Source organism: Sinomonas cyclohexanicum, from assembly GCF_020886775.1.
Classification (GTDB): Bacteria; Actinomycetota; Actinomycetes; order Actinomycetales; family Micrococcaceae; genus Sinomonas; species Sinomonas cyclohexanicum.
Genome location: NZ_AP024525.1, coordinates 1061492 through 1079906, shown reverse-complemented (window position 1 = coordinate 1079906; position 18415 = coordinate 1061492). Strand labels below are relative to the sequence as shown.

16 protein-coding genes are annotated in these 18415 nt (G+C 67.4%); 3 read left to right on the top strand and 13 right to left on the bottom strand.

The features are described from left to right. Window positions 1–131: 131 nt before the first annotated feature. From SCMU_RS05085 to SCMU_RS05060, 6 genes are read right to left on the bottom strand one after another with little or no spacing between them, the layout of a single operon-like run. Window positions 132–1028, bottom strand: a complete 897-nt coding sequence (locus SCMU_RS05085; RefSeq protein WP_229231945.1) for an urease accessory protein UreD — start codon at window positions 1026–1028, stop codon at window positions 132–134. Then, on the bottom strand, window positions 1025–1654 hold the full coding sequence (ureG, locus tag SCMU_RS05080; protein ID WP_229231944.1) for an urease accessory protein UreG: 630 nt from the start codon (window positions 1652–1654) through the stop codon (window positions 1025–1027). The genes SCMU_RS05085 and ureG overlap by 4 nt, the downstream gene beginning before the upstream one ends. 9 nt (window positions 1655–1663) lie before the next feature. Then, a complete protein-coding gene (locus tag SCMU_RS05075; protein ID WP_229231943.1) occupies window positions 1664–2407 on the bottom strand; it encodes an urease accessory protein UreF in 744 nt (247 codons plus the stop codon). Window positions 2408–2409: 2 nt separating this feature from the next. Beyond that, window positions 2410–2868 (bottom strand): urease accessory protein UreE, encoded by a 459-nt coding sequence (gene ureE, locus SCMU_RS05070; protein WP_229231942.1) that lies wholly within the window; start codon window positions 2866–2868, stop codon window positions 2410–2412. Window positions 2869–2876: 8 nt separating this feature from the next. Beyond that, entirely contained in the window at window positions 2877–5048 is a 2172-nt protein-coding gene (gene ureC, locus SCMU_RS05065) for an urease subunit alpha (protein WP_229231941.1), read from the bottom strand. Between the two features lie 9 nt (window positions 5049–5057). Beyond that, the gene (locus tag SCMU_RS05060; protein WP_229231940.1) at window positions 5058–5360 is read right to left on the bottom strand and encodes an urease subunit gamma; all 303 of its coding nucleotides are present in this window, start codon (window positions 5358–5360) and stop codon (window positions 5058–5060) included. A 142-nt stretch (window positions 5361–5502) separates the two neighbouring features. On the opposite strand from SCMU_RS05060, the gene SCMU_RS05055 reads away from it, so the two are divergent. Genes SCMU_RS05055 through SCMU_RS05045 form a run of 3 tightly spaced genes read left to right on the top strand, consistent with a single transcriptional unit; the run spans window position 5503 to window position 8222 of the window. Then, window positions 5503–6933, top strand: a complete 1431-nt coding sequence (locus tag SCMU_RS05055; protein ID WP_229231939.1) for an FAD-dependent oxidoreductase — start codon at window positions 5503–5505, stop codon at window positions 6931–6933. Between the two features lie 56 nt (window positions 6934–6989). Continuing rightward, window positions 6990–7436 (top strand): pyridoxamine 5'-phosphate oxidase family protein, encoded by a 447-nt coding sequence (locus SCMU_RS05050; RefSeq protein WP_229231938.1) that lies wholly within the window; start codon window positions 6990–6992, stop codon window positions 7434–7436. A gap of 3 nt (window positions 7437–7439) precedes the next feature. Then, window positions 7440–8222, top strand: a complete 783-nt coding sequence (locus tag SCMU_RS05045) for an IclR family transcriptional regulator (RefSeq protein WP_229231937.1) — start codon at window positions 7440–7442, stop codon at window positions 8220–8222. A 255-nt stretch (window positions 8223–8477) separates the two neighbouring features. On the opposite strand, the gene SCMU_RS05040 is transcribed toward SCMU_RS05045, so the two are convergent. The 7 genes from SCMU_RS05040 to SCMU_RS05010 form a co-directional block, all read right to left on the bottom strand. Continuing rightward, a complete protein-coding gene (locus SCMU_RS05040; protein WP_229231936.1) occupies window positions 8478–9890 on the bottom strand; it encodes an MFS transporter in 1413 nt (470 codons plus the stop codon). A gap of 385 nt (window positions 9891–10275) precedes the next feature. Continuing rightward, the gene (locus SCMU_RS05035; protein WP_229231935.1) at window positions 10276–11205 is read right to left on the bottom strand and encodes a bifunctional 5,10-methylenetetrahydrofolate dehydrogenase/5,10-methenyltetrahydrofolate cyclohydrolase; all 930 of its coding nucleotides are present in this window, start codon (window positions 11203–11205) and stop codon (window positions 10276–10278) included. Next, a complete protein-coding gene (locus SCMU_RS05030; protein WP_229231934.1) occupies window positions 11202–11873 on the bottom strand; it encodes a cyclodeaminase/cyclohydrolase family protein in 672 nt (223 codons plus the stop codon). Before SCMU_RS05030 ends, SCMU_RS05035 begins: the two co-directional genes overlap by 4 nt. Window positions 11874–11875: 2 nt before the next feature. Next, entirely contained in the window at window positions 11876–14368 is a 2493-nt protein-coding gene (locus SCMU_RS05025) for a GcvT family protein (protein ID WP_229231933.1), read from the bottom strand. Between the two features lie 49 nt (window positions 14369–14417). Then, window positions 14418–15323 carry a formyltetrahydrofolate deformylase gene (purU, locus tag SCMU_RS05020; RefSeq protein WP_229231932.1) on the bottom strand — a complete coding sequence of 302 codons (906 nt, stop codon included), beginning with the start codon at window positions 15321–15323 and terminating at the stop codon, window positions 14418–14420. A 163-nt stretch (window positions 15324–15486) separates the two neighbouring features. Beyond that, window positions 15487–16893, bottom strand: coding sequence for a ferredoxin reductase (locus tag SCMU_RS05015; RefSeq protein WP_229231931.1), 1407 nt, complete (start codon window positions 16891–16893; stop codon window positions 15487–15489). Beyond that, the gene (locus SCMU_RS05010; RefSeq protein WP_443020219.1) at window positions 16890–18194 is read right to left on the bottom strand and encodes an aromatic ring-hydroxylating oxygenase subunit alpha; all 1305 of its coding nucleotides are present in this window, start codon (window positions 18192–18194) and stop codon (window positions 16890–16892) included. The genes SCMU_RS05015 and SCMU_RS05010 overlap by 4 nt, the downstream gene beginning before the upstream one ends. Window positions 18195–18415: the final 221 nt, after the last annotated feature.

The window sequence follows — 18415 nt, the reverse complement described above, 5'->3', positions numbered from 1 at the left end:
GCCAGGGTGTCCGCACTGTTTAATCGCGGTTACACCAGTTGCCCGGTTACGCCGGCCGGCCCAGCCTCTCGACCGCGGGAGCACGACGGTGCCGAGCGCCCTCGCTGCCCTTCACCGGTACCTCCGCCGCATCAGTACTTCCTCAGCGCCACAGGTGCGAGGCCGTGCCACGCGTCCCGGGTCCAGTCCACTGCGGCACGGACCACCGCCTCCGCGGCGCCGGTCGAGTCGGCGAGCACACGGAGCGCGAAGCCGGGGACCGCGAGCCGCGTGATCCCCACGAGTGGTCCCCCAAGGCAGTGCGGGAACAGGTCGGCGAGATGCACGCGGAGGGCGACGACGGCGGCGTCGTGCGCGTGGGGATCCACCACGAGCAGCGAGCCCACATGCGAGCGGCCTGCGAGCATGAGCGGGGCGGTGCCGCCCTCGGCGGGGCGCAGCAGCAGGTTGTCGACGACGGCCAGCCGACCCCCCACGCGCACGCGCGCCACGAGGGAGACCTCCTCGAAGCTGAACGCCTGCCCGTCCGGCGCCCAGCCCGGGGTCACGACCTCCGCGAGCGCAAGCGACGCATCCGGGGCGAGGTCGGCCCGCGTGTCCTGGCGGTACCGCGCGCCCCGGTAGGCGATCACGGGATCCGGGAGCGACTCGAGGCGGGCCCCGGGCCCGAGCGCGAACCGTTGGTCTGCGCGCGCCGGGCCCTGGGGCGTGCGGTAGACCTTCGTGGCCGCCTGAGTGGTCAGCTGCACCGACGCACCCTCCCGGACCTCGACCGCCGTGCTGTACGCGTCGCCCCCGAGGTACCCGCCACCCGGGTTCACGACTGTGAACAGGGGCTGCCCGCTCGCATCCGGGTAGTGGGCGCGCAGCACCCTCAGCGCACCCGTGTGGAACCGCTCCACGGCCACGCTGCGCGCTCCGCGGCGCTCGACGCCGAGGTGGAGCTCGCCCGTGAGGGGCCGGTCGGGCGTGCGGTGGGGCGCCGCCGTCGTGCGCGGTCCGGGGGCGAGCCTCGCTGCTGCCGTCATGCGAGGTCCGCCAGGAGAACGTCGCGGCGGATCCAGTCCAGGACGTAGTCCAGGCCCTCGTCCGTCTTGAGGTTCGTGAAGCAGAACGGCTTCGCGCCGCGGAAGGACTTCGAATCGCGCTCCATCACGGACAGGTCCGCGCCGACGAACGGGGCAAGATCAGTCTTGTTGATGACCAGCAGGTCCGACTTGATCATGCCCTGGCCGGCCTTGCGGGGGATCTTCTCGCCCTGCGCGACGTCGATGACGTAGACGGAGAAGTCCACGAGCTCGGGGCTGAACGTCGCGGAAAGGTTGTCGCCGCCCGACTCGACGAAGATGAGCTGCAGGTCCGAGAAGCGGGCCTTGAGGTCCTCGATCGCCGCGGTGTTCATGGACGTGTCCTCGCGGATGGCCGTGTGCGGGCACCCGCCCGTCTCGACGCCCACGATCCTCTCGACCGGAAGCACGCCGTTGCGGGCGAGGATCTTCGCGTCCTCGATGGTGTAGATGTCATTGGTGATCGCGGCCATGGAGAGCTCGTCGATGAGCGCGCGGGTGACGCGCTCCACGAGCTGGGTCTTTCCCGCTCCGACCGGGCCGCCGATGCCGATGATCACGGGGTCGCCTGTCTGCGCTGTGCTCATTGCCGTCTCCTAACTGACGAACATGCGGGCGCGCTGGTGCTCGTGCCGCATCTGGTGGATCTCGAGGGCGGGTGCGGCGGCGCCGAACAGCCGCTCGTCCGGGGTCTTTGAACGCACGACGGCGTGCGGCACCCGGGCGCGCAGCGCACCGAGGACGCGCTGGCCTGCGAGCTGGCCCAGGGGGATCGCGCGGATGGCGTTGTACGTGAGCGAGGTGAGGGCCGAGTAGACGTATGCCTCGACGAGCGTCTCCTCGTCGAGGCCCTGGCCCGCGCCCGCGAGCGCGAACGCGATGGAGTAGTGGCCGGCGCACACCCCGCGGGCGGCATCCGCCGCGTAGGAGGCAACGTCTGCCAGGACGGGGACCACGGGCGCGAACGACTCCCCCGCGATCTCGAGCAGCCGCCGGCCCATGGTCTGGCTCGCGCGGCGGATCTCTGCGGGGAGGAGGACGGCCGTGAGCTCGGCGTCCAGTTCGGCGAGGCTGGTGCGGGACCCGCCCTCCGCGTGATTGGACCCGCCCTCCGCGATGCGCACGGCGCGGCGGACGGCGATCGCATCCGTGAACGTCAGCTGGGTCGAGAGGTAGCCCTCGAGCCACGCGAGGAGGGTCGCCTCGTCGTGGACCTCGCCGGACTCGAGATAGACCTCGAGCCCGAACGACTGGCTGAACGCGCCCGTCGGGAGCGCCGAGTCGGCGAGCTGGAGGAGGGAGGCCAGGGAAGGCACCGACGTACCGACGGGCACAGGCATGGTCAGTGCGTGTGCTCGGCGTGCCGGAAGGGGGCGGCCATCACCCGTTCCTGGCGGACGTAGGGAACGCCGTGGTGGTCGAGGAAGTCCGCCACGGTGCGGTCGTACTGGCAGACCATCTCGTCGCCGAAGAACTGCGCCTGCAGGTGCCGGTTGCCGAGCGAGTGGGCCGTGAACAGCGCCTCGCCGATGCTGCGCGGGGCGATCACGAGGACGTCCGTCGCCTCGACCTGCACTACGACGATCCCGCGCCCGGAGGCCGCGAGGATGTCCCCGTCCCGCAGGTCCGGGGACCCGGCCGGGAGGCGGATGCCGAGCTCCGTGCCGTGGTCGGTCCGGACGCGCTGGATGCGCTTGGCCAGATCTGCGCTCGGGAGCACGACCCGCTCGCGGTGGTGCCCCTCGTACGCGGAGGAGGCCTCGTCGTCGTGCAGGTTGCCGAGGATCTCGGTGACGATCATGCGGGCTCCTAGAACAGGAAGTAGCGCTGCGCGAGCGGGAGGACTTCGGCGGGCTCGCACGTGGCGAGCTCGCCGTCCACGCGGACCTCGTACGTCTGCGGGTCGACCTCGAGCCGCGGGGTGGCGCCGTTGAACGGCAGGTCCGCCTTGGTCAGGTGCCGGATGCCGCCCACGGCGCGGATCTGCTTGCGCAGTCCGAGCCGCTCCGGGACGCCGGCCTCGATCGCCGCCTTCGAGAGGAAGGTGATCGAGCTGGACTGGGTGCTGCGCCCGTGGGACGCCCATGCCATCCGCAGCGTCTGCGGCTGCGGGGTCGGGATGGACCCGTTCGAGTCGCCCATGACGGAGTTCGCGATGACCCCGCCCTTGATCACGAGGTCCGGCTTGACGCCGAAGAACGCCGGGTCCCACAGGACGAGGTCGGCGAACTTGCCCACCTCGACCGAGCCGACCGAGTCGGCAATGCCCTGCGCGATCGCCGGGTTGATGGTGTACTTCGAGACGTAGCGCTTGATCCTGAAGTTGTCGGCGAGTCCCGCGGCAGGCGAGGCGCCGGACGACGGCGCGCGCTCGCCGTCGTGCGCTGCCTCGCCTGGCGAGGGATCCGGCGTGAGCACCCCGCGGCGGGCCTTCATCGCATCGGCGAGCTGCCACGTGCGGGTGACGACCTCCCCGACGCGGCCCATGGCCTGCGAGTCGGAGGACGTGATCGAGAAGACGCCGAGGTCATGCAGGACGTCCTCGGCGGCGATCGTCTCGGGCCGGATGCGCGAGTCGGCGAACGCGACGTCCTCGGGGATCGCCGGGCTGAGGTGATGGCACACCATGAGCATGTCGAGGTGCTCCTCGGCGGTGTTCTGCGTGAACGGCAGCGTCGGGTTGGTCGAGGCGGGCAGCACGTTCGGGTGCGCGGCGATCGCGATGATGTCCGGTGCGTGGCCGCCGCCCGCGCCCTCGGTGTGGAACGTGTGGATGACCCGGCCGGCAATCGCGGCAACCGTGTCCTCGAGGAAGCCGCACTCGTTGAGCGTGTCCGTGTGGATCGCGACCTGCACGTCGTACTCGTCGGCCACACGCAGGGCCATGTCGATCGAGGCGTGGGTCGCGCCCCAGTCCTCGTGGACCTTGAGCCCGATCGCCCCCGCCTCGATCTGCTCCGCGAGCGGCGCGGTGCTCGACGCGTGGCCCTTGCCGAGGAAGCCGAAGTTCATCGGCAGGCCCTCCACGGCCTCGAGCATGCGCTCGATGTGCCACGCGCCCGGCGTCACCGTCGTGGCCTTCGTGCCCTCGGCCGGGCCTGTGCCGCCGCCGATCATCGTCGTGATGCCCGAGGCGAGCGCCGTCGGGACCTGGTCGGGAGAGATGAAGTGGATGTGCGTGTCGATCCCGCCGGCCGTGAGGATCTTGCGCTCCCCTGCGACGACCTCGGTCGAGGCCCCCACGACGATGTCCACGCCGTCCTGGATCAGCGGGTTCCCCGCCTTGCCGATGGCCTGGATGTGGCCGTCCCTGATCGCGACGTCCGCCTTGTAGATGCCTGTGCAGTCGATGATGAGGGCGTTCGTGATGACGGTGTCGGGCACGGCCGTGTCGGGGCTGCCGCCCCGCGTCACGCGGCCGTTCTGGCCCATGCCGTCCCGCAGGACCTTGCCCCCGCCGAACACGACCTCCTCGCCGTAGACCGTGAGGTCATGCTCGACTTCGGCGAAGAGGTCCGTGTCGCCGAGGCGCACCCTGTCGCCGGTGGTGGGGCCGTAGAGCTGGGCGTACTGGGCACGCGGGATGGCCCGGTTGGGGAGCCCGGACCCGACCTCGGCGTCACGGGACCCCTTCTCGGCGTCGAGGGGGCCGTCGACCTGGCTGCGGAGCCCATAGACCTCCCGGGCGCCCCCGAGCGGGACGAGCCGAACGGCCTTGCGGTCGCCGGGCTCGAAGCGCACCGCCGTGCCGGCGGGGATGTCGAGCCGGAGCCCGCGCGCCGCACCGCGGTCGAAGTCGAGCGCCCGGTTGACCTCGGCGAAGTGGTAATGGGAGCCGACCTGCACCGGCCGGTCGCCGGTGTTGGTGACATCGAGCTCGATGACCGGCCTGCCCGCGTTGAGGATGATCTCGCCCTCGGCGGGAAGGATCTGCCCGGGAATGACCTGTGCGGGGACGTGCCCCTGGGGGGACGCTGCCATGGCTGGCTCCTAGCGGATCGGCTCGTGGACGGTCACGAGCTTCGTGCCGTCGGGGAAGGTGGCCTCAATCTGCACGTCGTGGATCATCTCCGGGACCCCCTCCATGACGTCGTCGCGCGTGAGGATCGTGGCGCCCCAGCTCATGAGCTCGGCGACGCTGCGCCCGTCCCGGGCGCCCTCGATGAGCTCGTAGCTGATGATCGCGACCGCCTCGGGGTAGTTGAGCCGGACCCCGCGGGCCTGCCTCCGGCGGGCCAGGTCGGCGGCCACGACGATCATGAGCTTCTCCTGCTCACGCGGACTGAGTCTCATGCGCTCTCCCTCACGTTGGCCGGGCCGCGTGCGACCCCGCGTGGCGATGCTATGCCCCTCATGTGACCGCTGTGTATCCCCGAGCTGATGATTTGCCGCGTGGATAGGATGGGAGCAACTCCTCACGGAAGCGGTGGCATCCATGGACGTTCTTGAGTTCGACGACGTGTTCGTCGGCTGGGGCAAAGGCGGCAAGACGCTCGCCGGAGTCCTCGGCCGAGCGGGACGCCGCGTCGCGATGATCGAACAGTCCGAGGCGATGTACGGGGGAACGTGCATCAACATCGGGTGCGTGCCCACCAAGGCCCTCGTCTATTCGGCCCACCTCGGCCATGACGGCGAAGATGCCGCCCACTACACGGACTCGATCGCGCAGAAGGACCAGCTCACCGCCACGCTGCGCGGCGTGAACTACTCGATGCTCGACTCGATCGATACCGTGACGGCGATCACCGCCCGCGCCGAGTTCGTCGCGCCCAAGCGCGTGCGCCTGACCGCCGGCAGCGACGAGCGCGAGCTCACGGCCGAGCGCTTCTACATCAACACGGGATCGCTGCCCGTGGTCCCGGACATCCCCGGCCTCGCCGAGGGCGGCCAGGTCCTGAGCCCCCGCGTCCACGTCTCGACCGACCTGATCTCGGAGTCCAACCTGCCGGCGCGGCTCATGATCGTGGGCGGCGGATACATCGCGTACGAGTTCGCCTCGATGTACGCAGCCTTCGGCTCCGACGTCACCGTGGTGGACCGCTCCCCCGTCCCGCTCAAGCACGAGGACCGGGATGTCGCCGAGGCCGTCGCCTCGGTCCTTGCGGGCGACGGCGTGCGGTTCCTCCAGGGCGCCGAGGTGACAGGCGTCGGAGACGCAGAGGGCCAGAAGACGGGCACGCACGACGGCGGGTCCTCGCCGCTGCACGTGAGCGTCGCCTCGGGCGCGGGGCCGGTCACGGTGGAGGCCGACGCCGTCCTGCTGGCGCTCGGACGCAGGCCCGCGACCGAGGGGCTTGGACTCGACAAGGCGGGGGTCGAGACCGACGGGCGGGGCGCCGTCGTCGTCGATGAACGCCTGCGCACCACCGCGCCGGACGTGTGGGCGCTCGGCGACGTCAACGGCGGCCCGCAGCACACCTATGTCTCGCTCGACGACCACCGGATCGTGCTCTCGCAGGTCCTCGGCGGCCCGGAGCGGACCACCACGGACCGGAACACCATCCCGACCACCACGTTCGTCACCCCGCCGTTCTCGCGGGTGGGGCTGACCGAGGGCCAGGCGCGCGAGCAGGCCGCCGAGCGCGGCTGGGACGTGGGCGTAGCGTCGAAGGAGGTTGCCAAGATCGCGGCGATGCCGCGGCCCAAGATCGTCCGTGACCCGCGCGGACTGATCAAGGTGGTCGTCGACAGGAGGACCGACGCCGTCCTCGGGGCCGCCCTCTTCTGCGTCGACTCGCAGGAGATCATCAACCTCGTCTCGCTCGCGATGGACCACGGGCTGCCCTACACCGCGCTGCGGGACCGCATGTACACCCACCCATCCTCGTCCGAGGCCTTCAACGAGGTCCTCGGGGCCGTCCTCTGACGGCGACCTCCACTGCCAGATGTCCGGCCGAGTGGCCGGGAAGAGAGGGGAACACGATGCTGTTCGACCACCACAACGACGAGCCGATCCGCGTCCTCACAGACGCCGAGAGCTGGGCGCTCCTGGACAACGCGCGCCACGGGCGGCTCGCCACGGCCGCAGCGGGCGAGCTGGACATCGTGCCGATCAACTTCAAGGCCTCGGGCAGCAAGCTGTACCTGAAGACGACGCCCGGCACAAAGCTCGCGGAGCTCACCATCCACCCCCAGGTCGCGTTCGAGGCGGACGGCATCCTGCAGGACGAGGCGTGGAGCGTGGTCATCAAGGGGACCGCCCGGGTGCTCGAGCACTCCGACGAGATCGCCGAGGCCGAGGCCGTGGGCGTCGAGACCTGGCTGCCCACCGTCAAGAGCGTGTACGTCGAGGTGACCCCCACGACCATCGCCGGCCGGCACTTCATGCTCGGCGCCGAGCCCGAGCAGACCACCGCGCGGGACTACTGACGCATGGCCAACTCGCCGTCGGGCGATTCGATGGTGCACCGCATCGTGCGGATCATCGAGGCGTTCGACGGCGAGCACCGCACCCTGAGCGCCGCCGAGCTCGCACGCCGGGCGGACTTGCCCACGAGCACGGCCTACCGGATCTTCGATGAGCTGCTCGCCGAGTCCCTCCTGGACCGGGATGGACGCCGGCTCCGCCTCGGGACCCGGCTGTGGGAGCTCGTGTCCCGGGGGTCCAAAGTACTGGGCCTTCGCGAGGCTGCGCTCCCGTTCATGGAGGACGTCCAGGCCGTGGTCGGGCACCACACCGTCCTCGGGATCCTCGAGAAGAACGAGGTCCTCTACATCGAGCGCATCGGCTCGAACGAGTCGACGATCAACATCACCAGGGTGGCAGGGCGCCTCCCCATCCACGCGACGTCGACCGGCCTCGTGCTCACGGCTTTCGGCCCGGCAGAGGACCAGGAGATCCTGCTGCACCGGCGCCTCAAGAGGTACACCGACACGACCACGATCGACCCCGACGAGCTGCGCCGCAAGCTAGCCGAGGTCCGCCGCATGGGTTACAGCGTTATGGCGGGTACGATCGTGCCCGAGTCCACGGGCGTCGCGGTGCCGATCTTCAACGCCGAGGGGACCGCGATCGCGGGGCTCAGCGTCGTGATCCCACGTGCGGGCGGCCCGCTCCAGACCTCGATCACGGCCCTCCAGACGGCCGCCCGAGGCATCTCCCGCGCCCTCGGGTGGGACGGGACCCTCCGGGACGCGATCCGCCGGAGCCTATGAACCACCCTACGGCCCTGCGAGGAACCCCCACAGGACCGTTCTAGGACGCTGTGACGAGGCCGCCTTGTGAGTATTGGGCACCCCTTGCAGAAGGAGAGACATGACCGAGTTCGGGCCGCTTCCGGCTCAGGCGTGCCGGACGCATACAAGAGGCCTCCGCCGCTGTGGCGGCGAAGGCCTCTTATATGTTGGGTTAGGTTACCCGGTTACCCGGCGGCCTTGGCTCTGCCTCGATTCGACCGTGCAGTCCCGGTGTCAGTGGGAGAAATTTGCTGAGATCTCGGCGAGGGTTCGCCCCTTCGTCTCAGGCGCGAGCCATTGCGAGAGGGCTGCGCCGAGCATTGCGACGACGGCGGCTGCGACCATGCTCGGGCCCATGCCGATGTTGGCGATTGCCCATGGCAAGGCGAAGGTGCCGAGTGCGGCTCCAATGCGGCTGAAGGCCGCGGCGAAGCCCATGCCGATCCCGCGCAGGTGGCCGGGGAACACCTCGGCCGGATAGACCTGGGTCAGCGTGGTGTAGCCGGCATTGAAGTAGGAGAAGGCGAGGAACAGGACGAGCACGAGGATCGCCGGCGCGTTCGTCCAGAGTCCGATGACCAGCAGGATCCCTGTGCAGATCCACTGCCCGGGCACGGTGAGGATTCGGCGGCCGAGCTTGTCAATCAGAAGCACGGTGGTGACAACGCCCGCGGTCGCAAGTGCGGACAGGCCCACTCCACCGGCCCAGCCGCCGCTGAAGCCGAATTTGCTCAGTACGTCGTCGGCGAAGGTCGCGATCGCGAAGTATGGAGTCACGGCGCAGAACCAGAAACCTGAGGTGAAGAGGGTGGTGCGCCAGTGCTGCCTCGAGAACAGCATTGCGACGGAGGCGCTCTTGATCTTGGTCCGGCTCTGCGCGGCTTGGGCCTCCTGGATCATCCTCAGATCGATCTCTTCGGTGATGCTGTTGTGCATCTGGGGCGATTCAACGTACCTGCGCGCGATCGCGAGTGCTTCCTCACGCCGTCCCTTTGTCACGAGCCAGCTCGGCGATTCGGGGAGACCCATGCGGGCGAGGAACAGGACCAAGGCGAGTATCGTGCTCGAGCCGATCACGAGGCGCCATGGGGTGCCGGCGTCGTGCAGGAGCGTGCCGATGATGAATGCCATCATGAAACCGACGTACCAGGCGATCAAGGTCAGCCCGAGCAACCGACCGCGGAGCTTTGGAGGGGAGAACTCTGATAGCAGTGGCCCACCGATGGAGTACTCGCCTCCGATCGCGACGCCCATGAAGAACCGGATGAGGGCCAGCTGGATCACGGCGCCGTCTCCGGAGGTTACGAAGAACTGGGCCGCTGAGGCGATCAGGAACAGGCCCATGTCCACGAGGAACATGGGCTTGCGTCCGAACTTGTCAGTAGCCCAGCCAGCCAGCGGGGAGCCGACGAAGATACCAGCCAGCGGGCCTGCAGCGATCATGCCCAGCGATAGGTCGTTGAGCTGGAGATCCGACCGCATGGGTCCGGTGACGGGGCCGATGATTCCGAGGATGTAGCCGTCGAGGAACATCCCGCCGATGAAGACGGCGACAAGCCGTATCATGAAGCGGCGTTTGAACTTGGTGCTGGTCTCTTGTGGAATGGAGGTGTCGACGGAGGCCGTCGTCTTGCTCGAATTGATCACTGAGATTCGTCCCTTCTGGCTTCAGCGCAAACCGCTGCCGGCGCAGGACGCGGGAGATGACTTCGGCGTCGTCCCCAGGTTCCGGCGCTCCTCACTGCTTTGATCGATGGTGCTGCCACCTTTGACAGTCATTGACAGTTTCCTTTGGTGATTGGCGCTGCCGCATGGAGGCTGATAATGCTGTGCGGCCGATACGCGAGAGAGGGCTGCTCTTTGATCGGCCATCAGGAATTCGTTGTCTGTTTCCAAGCGCATCACGGGTAGGGTCCCCGGGGGGAGGAGTACATCCGGGTCAGCTCTGTTCCGTGATGATCAACAACGTTCGCTTTGTGCAACAAATCGTGCGCTAGCTCACACCCAATGTCAAGAGCACGGCCTGTGCGAGTCACTGGCACAGCACCCCGTCCTGGTCCCGAATCAAGCCCTCATCGTGGTCCTCATCCTGGTTGACATACTCGGGCAGAGGGGTCGCTTGGCGCCGTGCGGCCTCCACGGTGTGGAGTAGCAGCAACGCCGTCGTCACGGAGCCGACGCCACCCGGAACAGGGCTGAGCGCAGCTGCAACCCCTCGGATGCTGTCCGCGTCCACGTCCCCCACCAGCGAGCCGTCGGCCAGGACGTTGGTGCCCACATCGATGACTACGGAAGAGGAAGAGACATGGCTGCCGTTGAGCAGGCCGGTCCTTCCCGCCGCGACCACCACGATGTCAGCCCCAGCCGTGTGGTTCTCCAGCGGCCCAGAGCGTGAATGGCACACCGTGACGGCAGCATCGTGTTCCAGGAGCAGGAGGGCCAGCGGCTTTCCCACCACTGCCGAGCGGCCTACAACCACAGCGCGGCGCCCGGCCACCGGGATGCGGTAATGCTCAAGGATCTCGACGACGGACCGGGCTGTGGCAGGCGCGAAGGCAGGTTGCCCCACGGCCAGGCGGCCAAGGCTCAGCGGGTTCGCCCCGTCGATGTCCTTTTCAGGCGGGATCAGGCCCACCAGGACATCGGTGCGGACGCCGGCCGGAAGCGGCGTCTGCAGGATGATGCCATGCACCGACGGTTCGGCACCCAGATCGCGCAGGACGGCGGCCAGTGCCGGCTCCGTTGCATCGTGCCCGAGGTCGATGACGCGGCAGCGGATCCCGGCAGCCTCCGCGGCGCGCTCGATGGAACGGGCGTACCAGTGGGTCGACCCGTCGTCCGTGGCGATGACCACGGCCAGAGCAGGGTGGATTCCGTCCTGCCCGAGGTCCCGGCCCTGTTCCCGGGCGCGGCGCCGGATGTCCGCGGCCAGTTCCTTTCCGGAGAGCGACTGGGCGCTCACTGCAGGATCCTTTCCCGTACCCGCGCCACAAGGGCGTCCGCCGCCGCCACGACCTCTTCCTCTATGCCGTCTGTCTGCTCTTTAAGCAGCGACCGCACCGACTGGTCCTTGATGGCCACGACGTTGATGTCGATGTTGACCCGTGCCGTGGTGGCGGCGGCACGTGCCGCATCTGCTGCTGCCGCCACGTCGCTGATGACATTCGGGTTGGCGACGTCGGCCAGTCCGGTTGCGAGGTCCACCACTTCACCGGCCACCTTGACCAGCTGTGCGGGGGTCTGTGCCGCCTGCACCAGCGCAGCCTGGATGGCTGACACTTTGGCAGCCTTGAGCCCCTCGGTGTCAGAGGGAAGCCGGTACGCGTCGATGACCGCTTGGAAGACCCGTTCATCGGAGTCGGCCAGGCGCAGTGCCTCCGACGCGAGCTCATCGGCCACCTTCGTGGTCCGCTCCACCAGTGCCGCATGCTCCCCGTACTTGGGGCCGGTGGTGTAGCGGGCCACCATGGCCACCAGGGCCGCCCCTTGCGCGGCATGGAGTGCGGCCGCCGCCCCGCCTCCCGGCGTGGGTCGCCGGGAGGCGAGCCGTGCGAGGTAGCTGCCGATGGTCTCGGTGCCGATCGACCCGGCGCCGGACGGCGCCGCCCTGTTCGCGTGCTGTTCCGTCATGCTCAGCCGCGCAGCCGGGACATGGTGGGGTCGTACAGGGGATCCTGGGTCACGGTGGCCATGATGCGGCGGCCGAAGTACTCGATCTCCACCGAATCGCCGACTGAGACTTCGGCGGGCAGGTAGGAGTAGGCAATGGGCTTGCGGACGGAGTAGCCGTAGGCGGCACTGGTGACGTAACCCACCGCCTGGTCCTTGTAGAACACCGGTTCCTTGCCCAGCACGAGGCTGCGGCCGTCGTCGACCGTGAGGCAGCGCAGGCGCCGCGCGGAGTTCTCCTCGGTGCGGCCCTCCAAGGCTGCTTTGCCCACGAAGTCGGCCTTGGCCATCTTCACTGCGAAACCGAGGCCAGCCTCGAAGGGGTCGTGCTCAGTGGTCATGTCGGAGCCCCAGGAACGGTAGCCCTTCTCCAGGCGGAGCGAGCTGAATGCTGCGCGGCCCGCTGCGATGATGCCGAAGGGCTGGCCGGCCTTCCACAGCGCATCCCAGAGACGCTGGCCGTTGTCGGCGCTGGTGTACAGCTCCCAGCCCAGTTCACCGACGTAGGACAGGCGCATGGCTGTGACCGGGACGCCGCCGATGACAACCCTCTTGGACCGGAAGTACTTCAGGCCGTCGTTGGAGAAGTCGTCGCTGCTGACCGCGCCGACCACCTCCCGGGCGAGCGGACCCCAGAGGCCGATGCAGCAGGTGCCGCCGGTGGTGTCGCGCACCTGGACCCAGTCCCCGGCGCTGCCGCCTTCGGTCTGGTGGCGGGCTGCCCGCTCGAAGTAGGCGGTGTCGATGTTGCCGTTGGCGCCGAGCTGGAAGGTCTGCTCATCCAGACGGGCCACGGTGATGTCGCTTCGGACGCCGCCCTGGTCATCCAGCAGGAGCGTGTAAGTGACGGCTCCGGGCTTCTTGTCCAGGTCCCCGGTAGTCAGTTCCTGCAGCAGCCTCAGTGCGCCGGGTCCGGAGATCTCCAGGCGCTTGAGGGGGGTCATGTCGTACATGGCGACGGCAGTACGCGTCTTCCATGCCTCGGCCGCGGCAATGGGGGAGCTGAACATGCCGGACCAGGAATCGCGAGCCGGCGGCTGCCAGTCTGCGGGCAGTTCCTTGAGCAGTTCGGCGTTGGCCTCGAACCAGTAGGGCCGCTCCCAGCCGCCGCCTTCGAGGAAGAAGCCGCCCAGCTGCTGGTGGCGGGCGTGGAAGGGGCTGACGCGCAGGTTGCGCGGGGAGAGCTTGGGCTGCAGCGGGTGCAGGACGTCGTAGATTTCCACGAAGTTCTGCTGCGAGGTTTCGCTGACGTACTCGGGGGTCAGCTGCACTTCCTCGAAACGGTGGATGTCGCAGTCGCCCAGGTCGATCGAGGACTTGCCGTCCACCAGCAGTTCGGCCACGGCCCGGGCGATACCGGCGGAGTGAGTGACCCAGACGGCCTCGGCCACGAAGAAGCCGTCCAGTTCCTTGGACTCGCCCACGAGCGAGCCGCCGTCGGGGGTGAAGGAGAAGATGCCGTTGAAGCCGTCCTCGATCTCGCTCTCGCGCAGGGCGGGCAGAATCTGCTTGGTAGCCTCCCAGGCCGGGAGGAAGTCCTCGAGGGTGAAGTCCAGGCGGGAGGGCATGTTGTGTTCGTTGATTTCGGTCGGCTTGAAGCTGCCGAGCTCGTCCAGGTCCACAGGCATGGGTTTGTGGGCGTAGGAACCGATGCCGTAGCGGTCGCCGTGCTCGCGGTAGTAGAGGTCCTGGTCCTGATGGCGGAGGATGGGCAGCCGCGCACCGTTGGGCAGCTCGTTCTTGCCCTGCTGTGCCGGAACCGGGGTGGTCTTGACGTACTGGTGGGCCAGGGGCAGCAGCGGCACGGACATGCCGATCAGCTCGCCGACCTTTGCGCCCCAGAATCCGGCGCAGGAGACGACGATGTCAGCCGGGATCACGCCGTCGGGCGTCTGGACACCGGTGACCCGGCGGCCGGACTGCTCGATGCCGGTCACTTCGGTGTTGCCGATGTACTTCACGCCGGCCGCCTCGGTGCGCTTGATCAGCAGTTGGACCGCGCGGGCGGCGCTGGCCAGGCCGTCGCTGGGAACGTGGAGGCCGCCGAGGATCTCGTCCTCATTGATGAGGGGGTAGAGCTCCTTGCATTCAGCGGGGGAGAGGATGGAGCCCTCAATGCCCCATGAGGAGGCGTAGCCGAGCTTGCGCTTCAGATCCGCGAGGCGGGTTTCGGTGGTGGCTACTTCCAGCCCGCCCACCTGGTTGAAGCAGCTGACACCGTCCTCTGTGAGGGACAGGAGCTTCTGCACGGTGTACTTGGCGAACAGTGCCATGGACTTGGAGGGGTTGGTCTGGAAGACCAGGCCGGGGGCGTGGGACGTGGAACCGCCCGGCATGTTCAGAGGGCCTTGGTCCAGCACCGTGATGTTGTTCCACCCCTTCGTGACGAGTTCGTCCGCGAGGTTGGTGCCGACGATGCCAGCTCCGATGATGACAATGCGGGGCGTTGATTCCATGAGGTTCTCCTGCTGCTCTACGAATGAATGTCTGTGCCGGAGGTACCGGCTACCGGAACACCACGGTGCTGGTCTCGTCCAGCAGGACGCGGTGCTGGCAGTGCCAGCGGACGGCGCGGGACAGGGCGAGTGCCTCGGCGTCCTGCCCGACAGTGGACAGGGCCGAGGGGCCGTAGCTGTGGTCCACCCGGATGACTTCCTGCTCGATGATCGGGCCCTCGTCCAGGTCGGCTGTGACGTAGTGCGCTGTGGCACCGATGAGCTTCACGCCGCGTGCGTGGGCCTGGTGGTAGGGCTTGGCACCCTTGAAGCCGGGGAGGAAGGAGTGGTGGATGTTAATCGCACGGCCTTCCAGAGAACGGCAGAGATCGTTTGAGAGCACCTGCATGTATCGGGCAAGGACAACCAGATCGACGTCGTATTCATCCACGAGCTCCAGAAGGCGGCATTCGGCGTCAGCCTTGGTGTCCGGGGTGACCGGGATGTGGATGAATGGCAGGCCCGCAGCCTCGGCCATGGCGCGGTGGGTCTCGTGGTTGGAAACCACCAGGACCAGCTCGCCGCCCAGGCTGCCGCCGCGCCAGCGGAAGATGAGGTCGTTGAGGCAGTGGCCGAACTTGGAGACCATGACCAGAACACGCTGCTGGGTCTGGTCGTGGAAGCTGAATTTCATGTCGAACCGCTGCGCGATGCCCCCGAACTCTTCTTCGAGCATGGCGGGGGTATAGCTGGGGGATCCCGAGAACGCGGTGCGCAGGTGCAGCGTCTCGCGCAGGCTGTCGTCGAACTGCTGGTGCTCCTCGATGTTGAAGCCGCGCTCGAACAGGAATGTGGTCACTGCCTGCACGATTCCTGCCTGCTCCCGGCAGGACAGGGTCAGCACGAACTTCTGGCCGTGCTCGTCCTTGAGCTCGGGACGGACAGCCGTGGCAGGTGCTCGTTCGGTGAGGGTCATGCCCCTCCTCCTTCTAGGTATATCCAGAAACGAAAACTCATATATCAGAATGATGACCAGTTGCCCTCATAGCAGGCAAGGTGTTCATCAGTCCTTCTGTGAGTTTCGTTGTCGCTGGTGGTGAATCATGGTGGGGCGGCGGCGCGCCGCCCCAGGGGAGCGTTTAGGCGTCGATGACCATGTCGGTGCGGGCTGTGGAACAGCAGGGAAGGAATTTGCCTGCGTCGATCTCACGTTTGCGGATCCCGCCTTGGTGGTTCATCTCGACCTCCCCGGAAAGCTTGACGACCTTGCACGAGCCGCACATGCCCTCCTTGCAGTTAGCGCCGATCCTGACGCCCGCCCGCCGCGCCACCTCGAGGATGTGTTGGTCGGGATCGATCCGCACGTTGATGCCGGTGCGCATGAAGGACAGGGTGAGACTTCCCGTTCCGACCGTGTCGAAGCTCGAGGCATCGGGGGTTCCCGCCTCTGGCTCCGCGTCCGAACTGCCTCCGGGGGTCGGCGCGTCCGGGTTGGCGGTTTCGAGCGGCAGCCCCGTGGCCTGCAGGGTTCCATCCTCGTCGTAGCCGGGCTCATAGAGCCCGAACGGGCTGGGCTGGCTTTCGTAGTAGTCCTCAGCGGAGTTGGCGATCTCCTCTGCAATCTCGTCTGCGATGTCCGCCGCGAGGGCGAGCTCAGCCTGGTACTCGAGGATGGTCTGGCGATCACCCGAGAAGAACTCCATGTAGATGGAGGTGTCGTCGACGCCCACCTTCTTGAGGAGTTCCGTGGCGCTGTTCAGGTAACCCTCGGGGCCGCAGGCATACACTTGGCGGCCGTTTGCATCCGGAGCAACCTGATCGATCATGGCGGCGGTCAGCCTTCCGCTGAGCCCTTCCCACCCGTCGGGCCTGCTGCGGTCGCCCAGGGAGTAGAAGACCTCGACGCGCGAGTCCACGGATGCGATGTAGTCCAGTTCCTGGCGGAAGGCAAAGCCGCCGGCTTCCGCGCCGTGGTAGAGCACCACAACATTGGCATGTCCCGGCAGGGAGTGGATGGTCCGCACCATGGACATGATGGGGGTGATGCCCGCGCCGGCGGCCAGGAAGAGGTACCGCGCGCGCCGATCGGCATCCGGCAGATGGAACGCCCCGACCGGTCCGAGCATGTCCAAGACGGTGCCGGGCCTGACGTTCTCATGCACCCACGGTGAAACAAGTCCCGTATTGTCGCGCTTCACGCTGATGCTGAAGGTCCACGGCTGGGTGGGCGAACTGGACAGCGAGTAGCTGCGGTCTACTGGATCCTGGTCCTCGCCGTTTACGGGAAACGCGACGTTCACGTACTGGCCCGCACGGAACGCCAGGGGCGCACCGTCGCGGCGGCGGAACACGAATGTCATCATGCCGCCTGCCTCGGGAACGGTCTCCACACATTCGGCCATGAACTCCTGGGGATGCCACGGGCCTAGGGCACGCGCAGCGCTGGCAGGTCCTTCGATGCTGCCCATCACCCTGTTCCACGGCATTTCCAGACCGCGGATGCGTTGTGGCCCCCGGATGGGTGTCTCAGTGAGGACGTCCGTCATGCCAAGTGCTCCTGTACACGCTGGACGTACCAGTTGATGAATGCCTCTACTTGGTATTCGCTCTTCATGTAGGGGCCGGGCTCGTACGCGGGGCTGGCAGCGCCCTGCTGGCACAGCTCCACGAACGCCTTGTCCTGCAGGTTGGTCTGCTTCCAGGTGTAGGTGAGCTTCTCGAGGTCGTAGTCAACGCCTTCCTCGGCGTCGTCAGCCACCAGCCAGGTGGTGCGGACCAGGGACTGGTGCTCGTTGATGGGGAAGACGCCGAAGGTGATGACGTGGTCGCCCAGGAAGTGGAACCAGCTGTTGGGCTGCAGGTGCATCGAGCAGCGGCCCAGGCGGAAGTCCGGCAGGTCGCCAAGCAGCTTCTTGGAGAGCCTGCGGCCGTCGGCCGAGAATGATTCGCCTTCGCCGTCCAGGGACTCGCGTGAGATGCGGATACCGGCGATGCGGGTGTCGAGTTCCTCAACCACCTCGTAGGGCAGGCCGTACCGGCGGCACCGCTCCTCGAGCGAGGACTGGGCTTCCTTGTTGCGGTCCCATACCTCTTCAAGGTGGGCCGGGATCAGTCCCTCGGTCAGGCCCCAGGTGGGGAAGAGCGAGCAGGCGAGTTCCGGGTGCCCGTCGCAGTGGTAGCACTCACGGTTGTTCTCCATGACGAGCTTCCAGTTGCCCTCTTCGATGATGTTCTGCTGGTAGGCGATCTTCGTCTTGGACAGGTCATGGGGTGCGAGGTAGGGCTCGAAGATCTTCGAGGTCTCGTCGAAGTCTGCGGGCGGTTCGTCAGCAATGCAGACGAAGATGAGTCCGGCGACCTCGCGGCTGTGGGCACGCTTGAGGGCGAAGCAGTTCTTATCGAACTTCGCTTCACCGGGAGCGGAGGCGTGGATCAGGTTGCCCTCGGGCGAGTAAGTCCAGGAGTGGTAGCCACAGACGAGGTTTCCGGTGGAACCGGCAGCTTCGGTCAGGACACGTGCACCGCGGTGGCGGCAGACATTGTGCAGGACATTGACGTCACCCTCGTCGGTGCGCAGCACAATCAGGGAGTAGGGGCCGTAGTCGACCGTGATGTAGTCGCCCGGCTCCGGCAGTTCGGCAACGCTACCGGCAAAGATCCAGTGCTGGCCGAAGATGGCCTCCATGTCGATCTTGAAGAGCGTCGGGTCGGTGTAGAAGGGGGCATCGAGTGAATATCCCTGACGCCGGAACTCAAACAGCGCGGCGATTTCCGCGAGCTTCTCTGCAGGCAAGGTCGAAGCGAGTTTTCCGCGCGAATTGAGGGGCACGTTCACTTGAGCAGTCATTAGTTCCTCCCGGGAGGGCTGGGTAAGTGCGGCTTTCGGGCGACTACGGAGTGGGTGGAGGCAGCCGGCGTCGTCTGGAGGTGAAGTTGCGCGTTCCGGAGGAACGGCGGGGCGCGAGAAGGGGCCTTGCGGGTGATGCTTGGAGCGAACCCATATCTGGCCCTTTCGACGAACGCGCGCCCTACGCAACAACAATCAGCATGTGCAACAAGCGTGACGTA

Coding starts and splice junctions, on each gene's coding strand:
- SCMU_RS05085 (WP_229231945.1), bottom strand. CDS start 1,028: ATGACGGCAGCAGCGAGGCTCGCCCCCGGACCGCGCACGACGGCGGCG.
- ureG (WP_229231944.1), bottom strand. CDS start 1,654: ATGAGCACAGCGCAGACAGGCGACCCCGTGATCATCGGCATCGGCGGC.
- SCMU_RS05075 (WP_229231943.1), bottom strand. CDS start 2,407: ATGCCTGTGCCCGTCGGTACGTCGGTGCCTTCCCTGGCCTCCCTCCTC.
- ureE (WP_229231942.1), bottom strand. CDS start 2,868: ATGATCGTCACCGAGATCCTCGGCAACCTGCACGACGACGAGGCCTCC.
- ureC (WP_229231941.1), bottom strand. CDS start 5,048: ATGGCAGCGTCCCCCCAGGGGCACGTCCCCGCACAGGTCATTCCCGGG.
- SCMU_RS05060 (WP_229231940.1), bottom strand. CDS start 5,360: ATGAGACTCAGTCCGCGTGAGCAGGAGAAGCTCATGATCGTCGTGGCC.
- SCMU_RS05055 (WP_229231939.1), top strand. CDS start 5,503: ATGGACGTTCTTGAGTTCGACGACGTGTTCGTCGGCTGGGGCAAAGGC.
- SCMU_RS05050 (WP_229231938.1), top strand. CDS start 6,990: ATGCTGTTCGACCACCACAACGACGAGCCGATCCGCGTCCTCACAGAC.
- SCMU_RS05045 (WP_229231937.1), top strand. CDS start 7,440: ATGGCCAACTCGCCGTCGGGCGATTCGATGGTGCACCGCATCGTGCGG.
- SCMU_RS05030 (WP_229231934.1), bottom strand. CDS start 11,873: ATGACGGAACAGCACGCGAACAGGGCGGCGCCGTCCGGCGCCGGGTCG.
- SCMU_RS05025 (WP_229231933.1), bottom strand. CDS start 14,368: ATGGAATCAACGCCCCGCATTGTCATCATCGGAGCTGGCATCGTCGGC.
- purU (WP_229231932.1), bottom strand. CDS start 15,323: ATGACCCTCACCGAACGAGCACCTGCCACGGCTGTCCGTCCCGAGCTC.
- SCMU_RS05015 (WP_229231931.1), bottom strand. CDS start 16,893: ATGACGGACGTCCTCACTGAGACACCCATCCGGGGGCCACAACGCATC.
- SCMU_RS05010 (WP_443020219.1), bottom strand. CDS start 18,194: ATGACTGCTCAAGTGAACGTGCCCCTCAATTCGCGCGGAAAACTCGCT.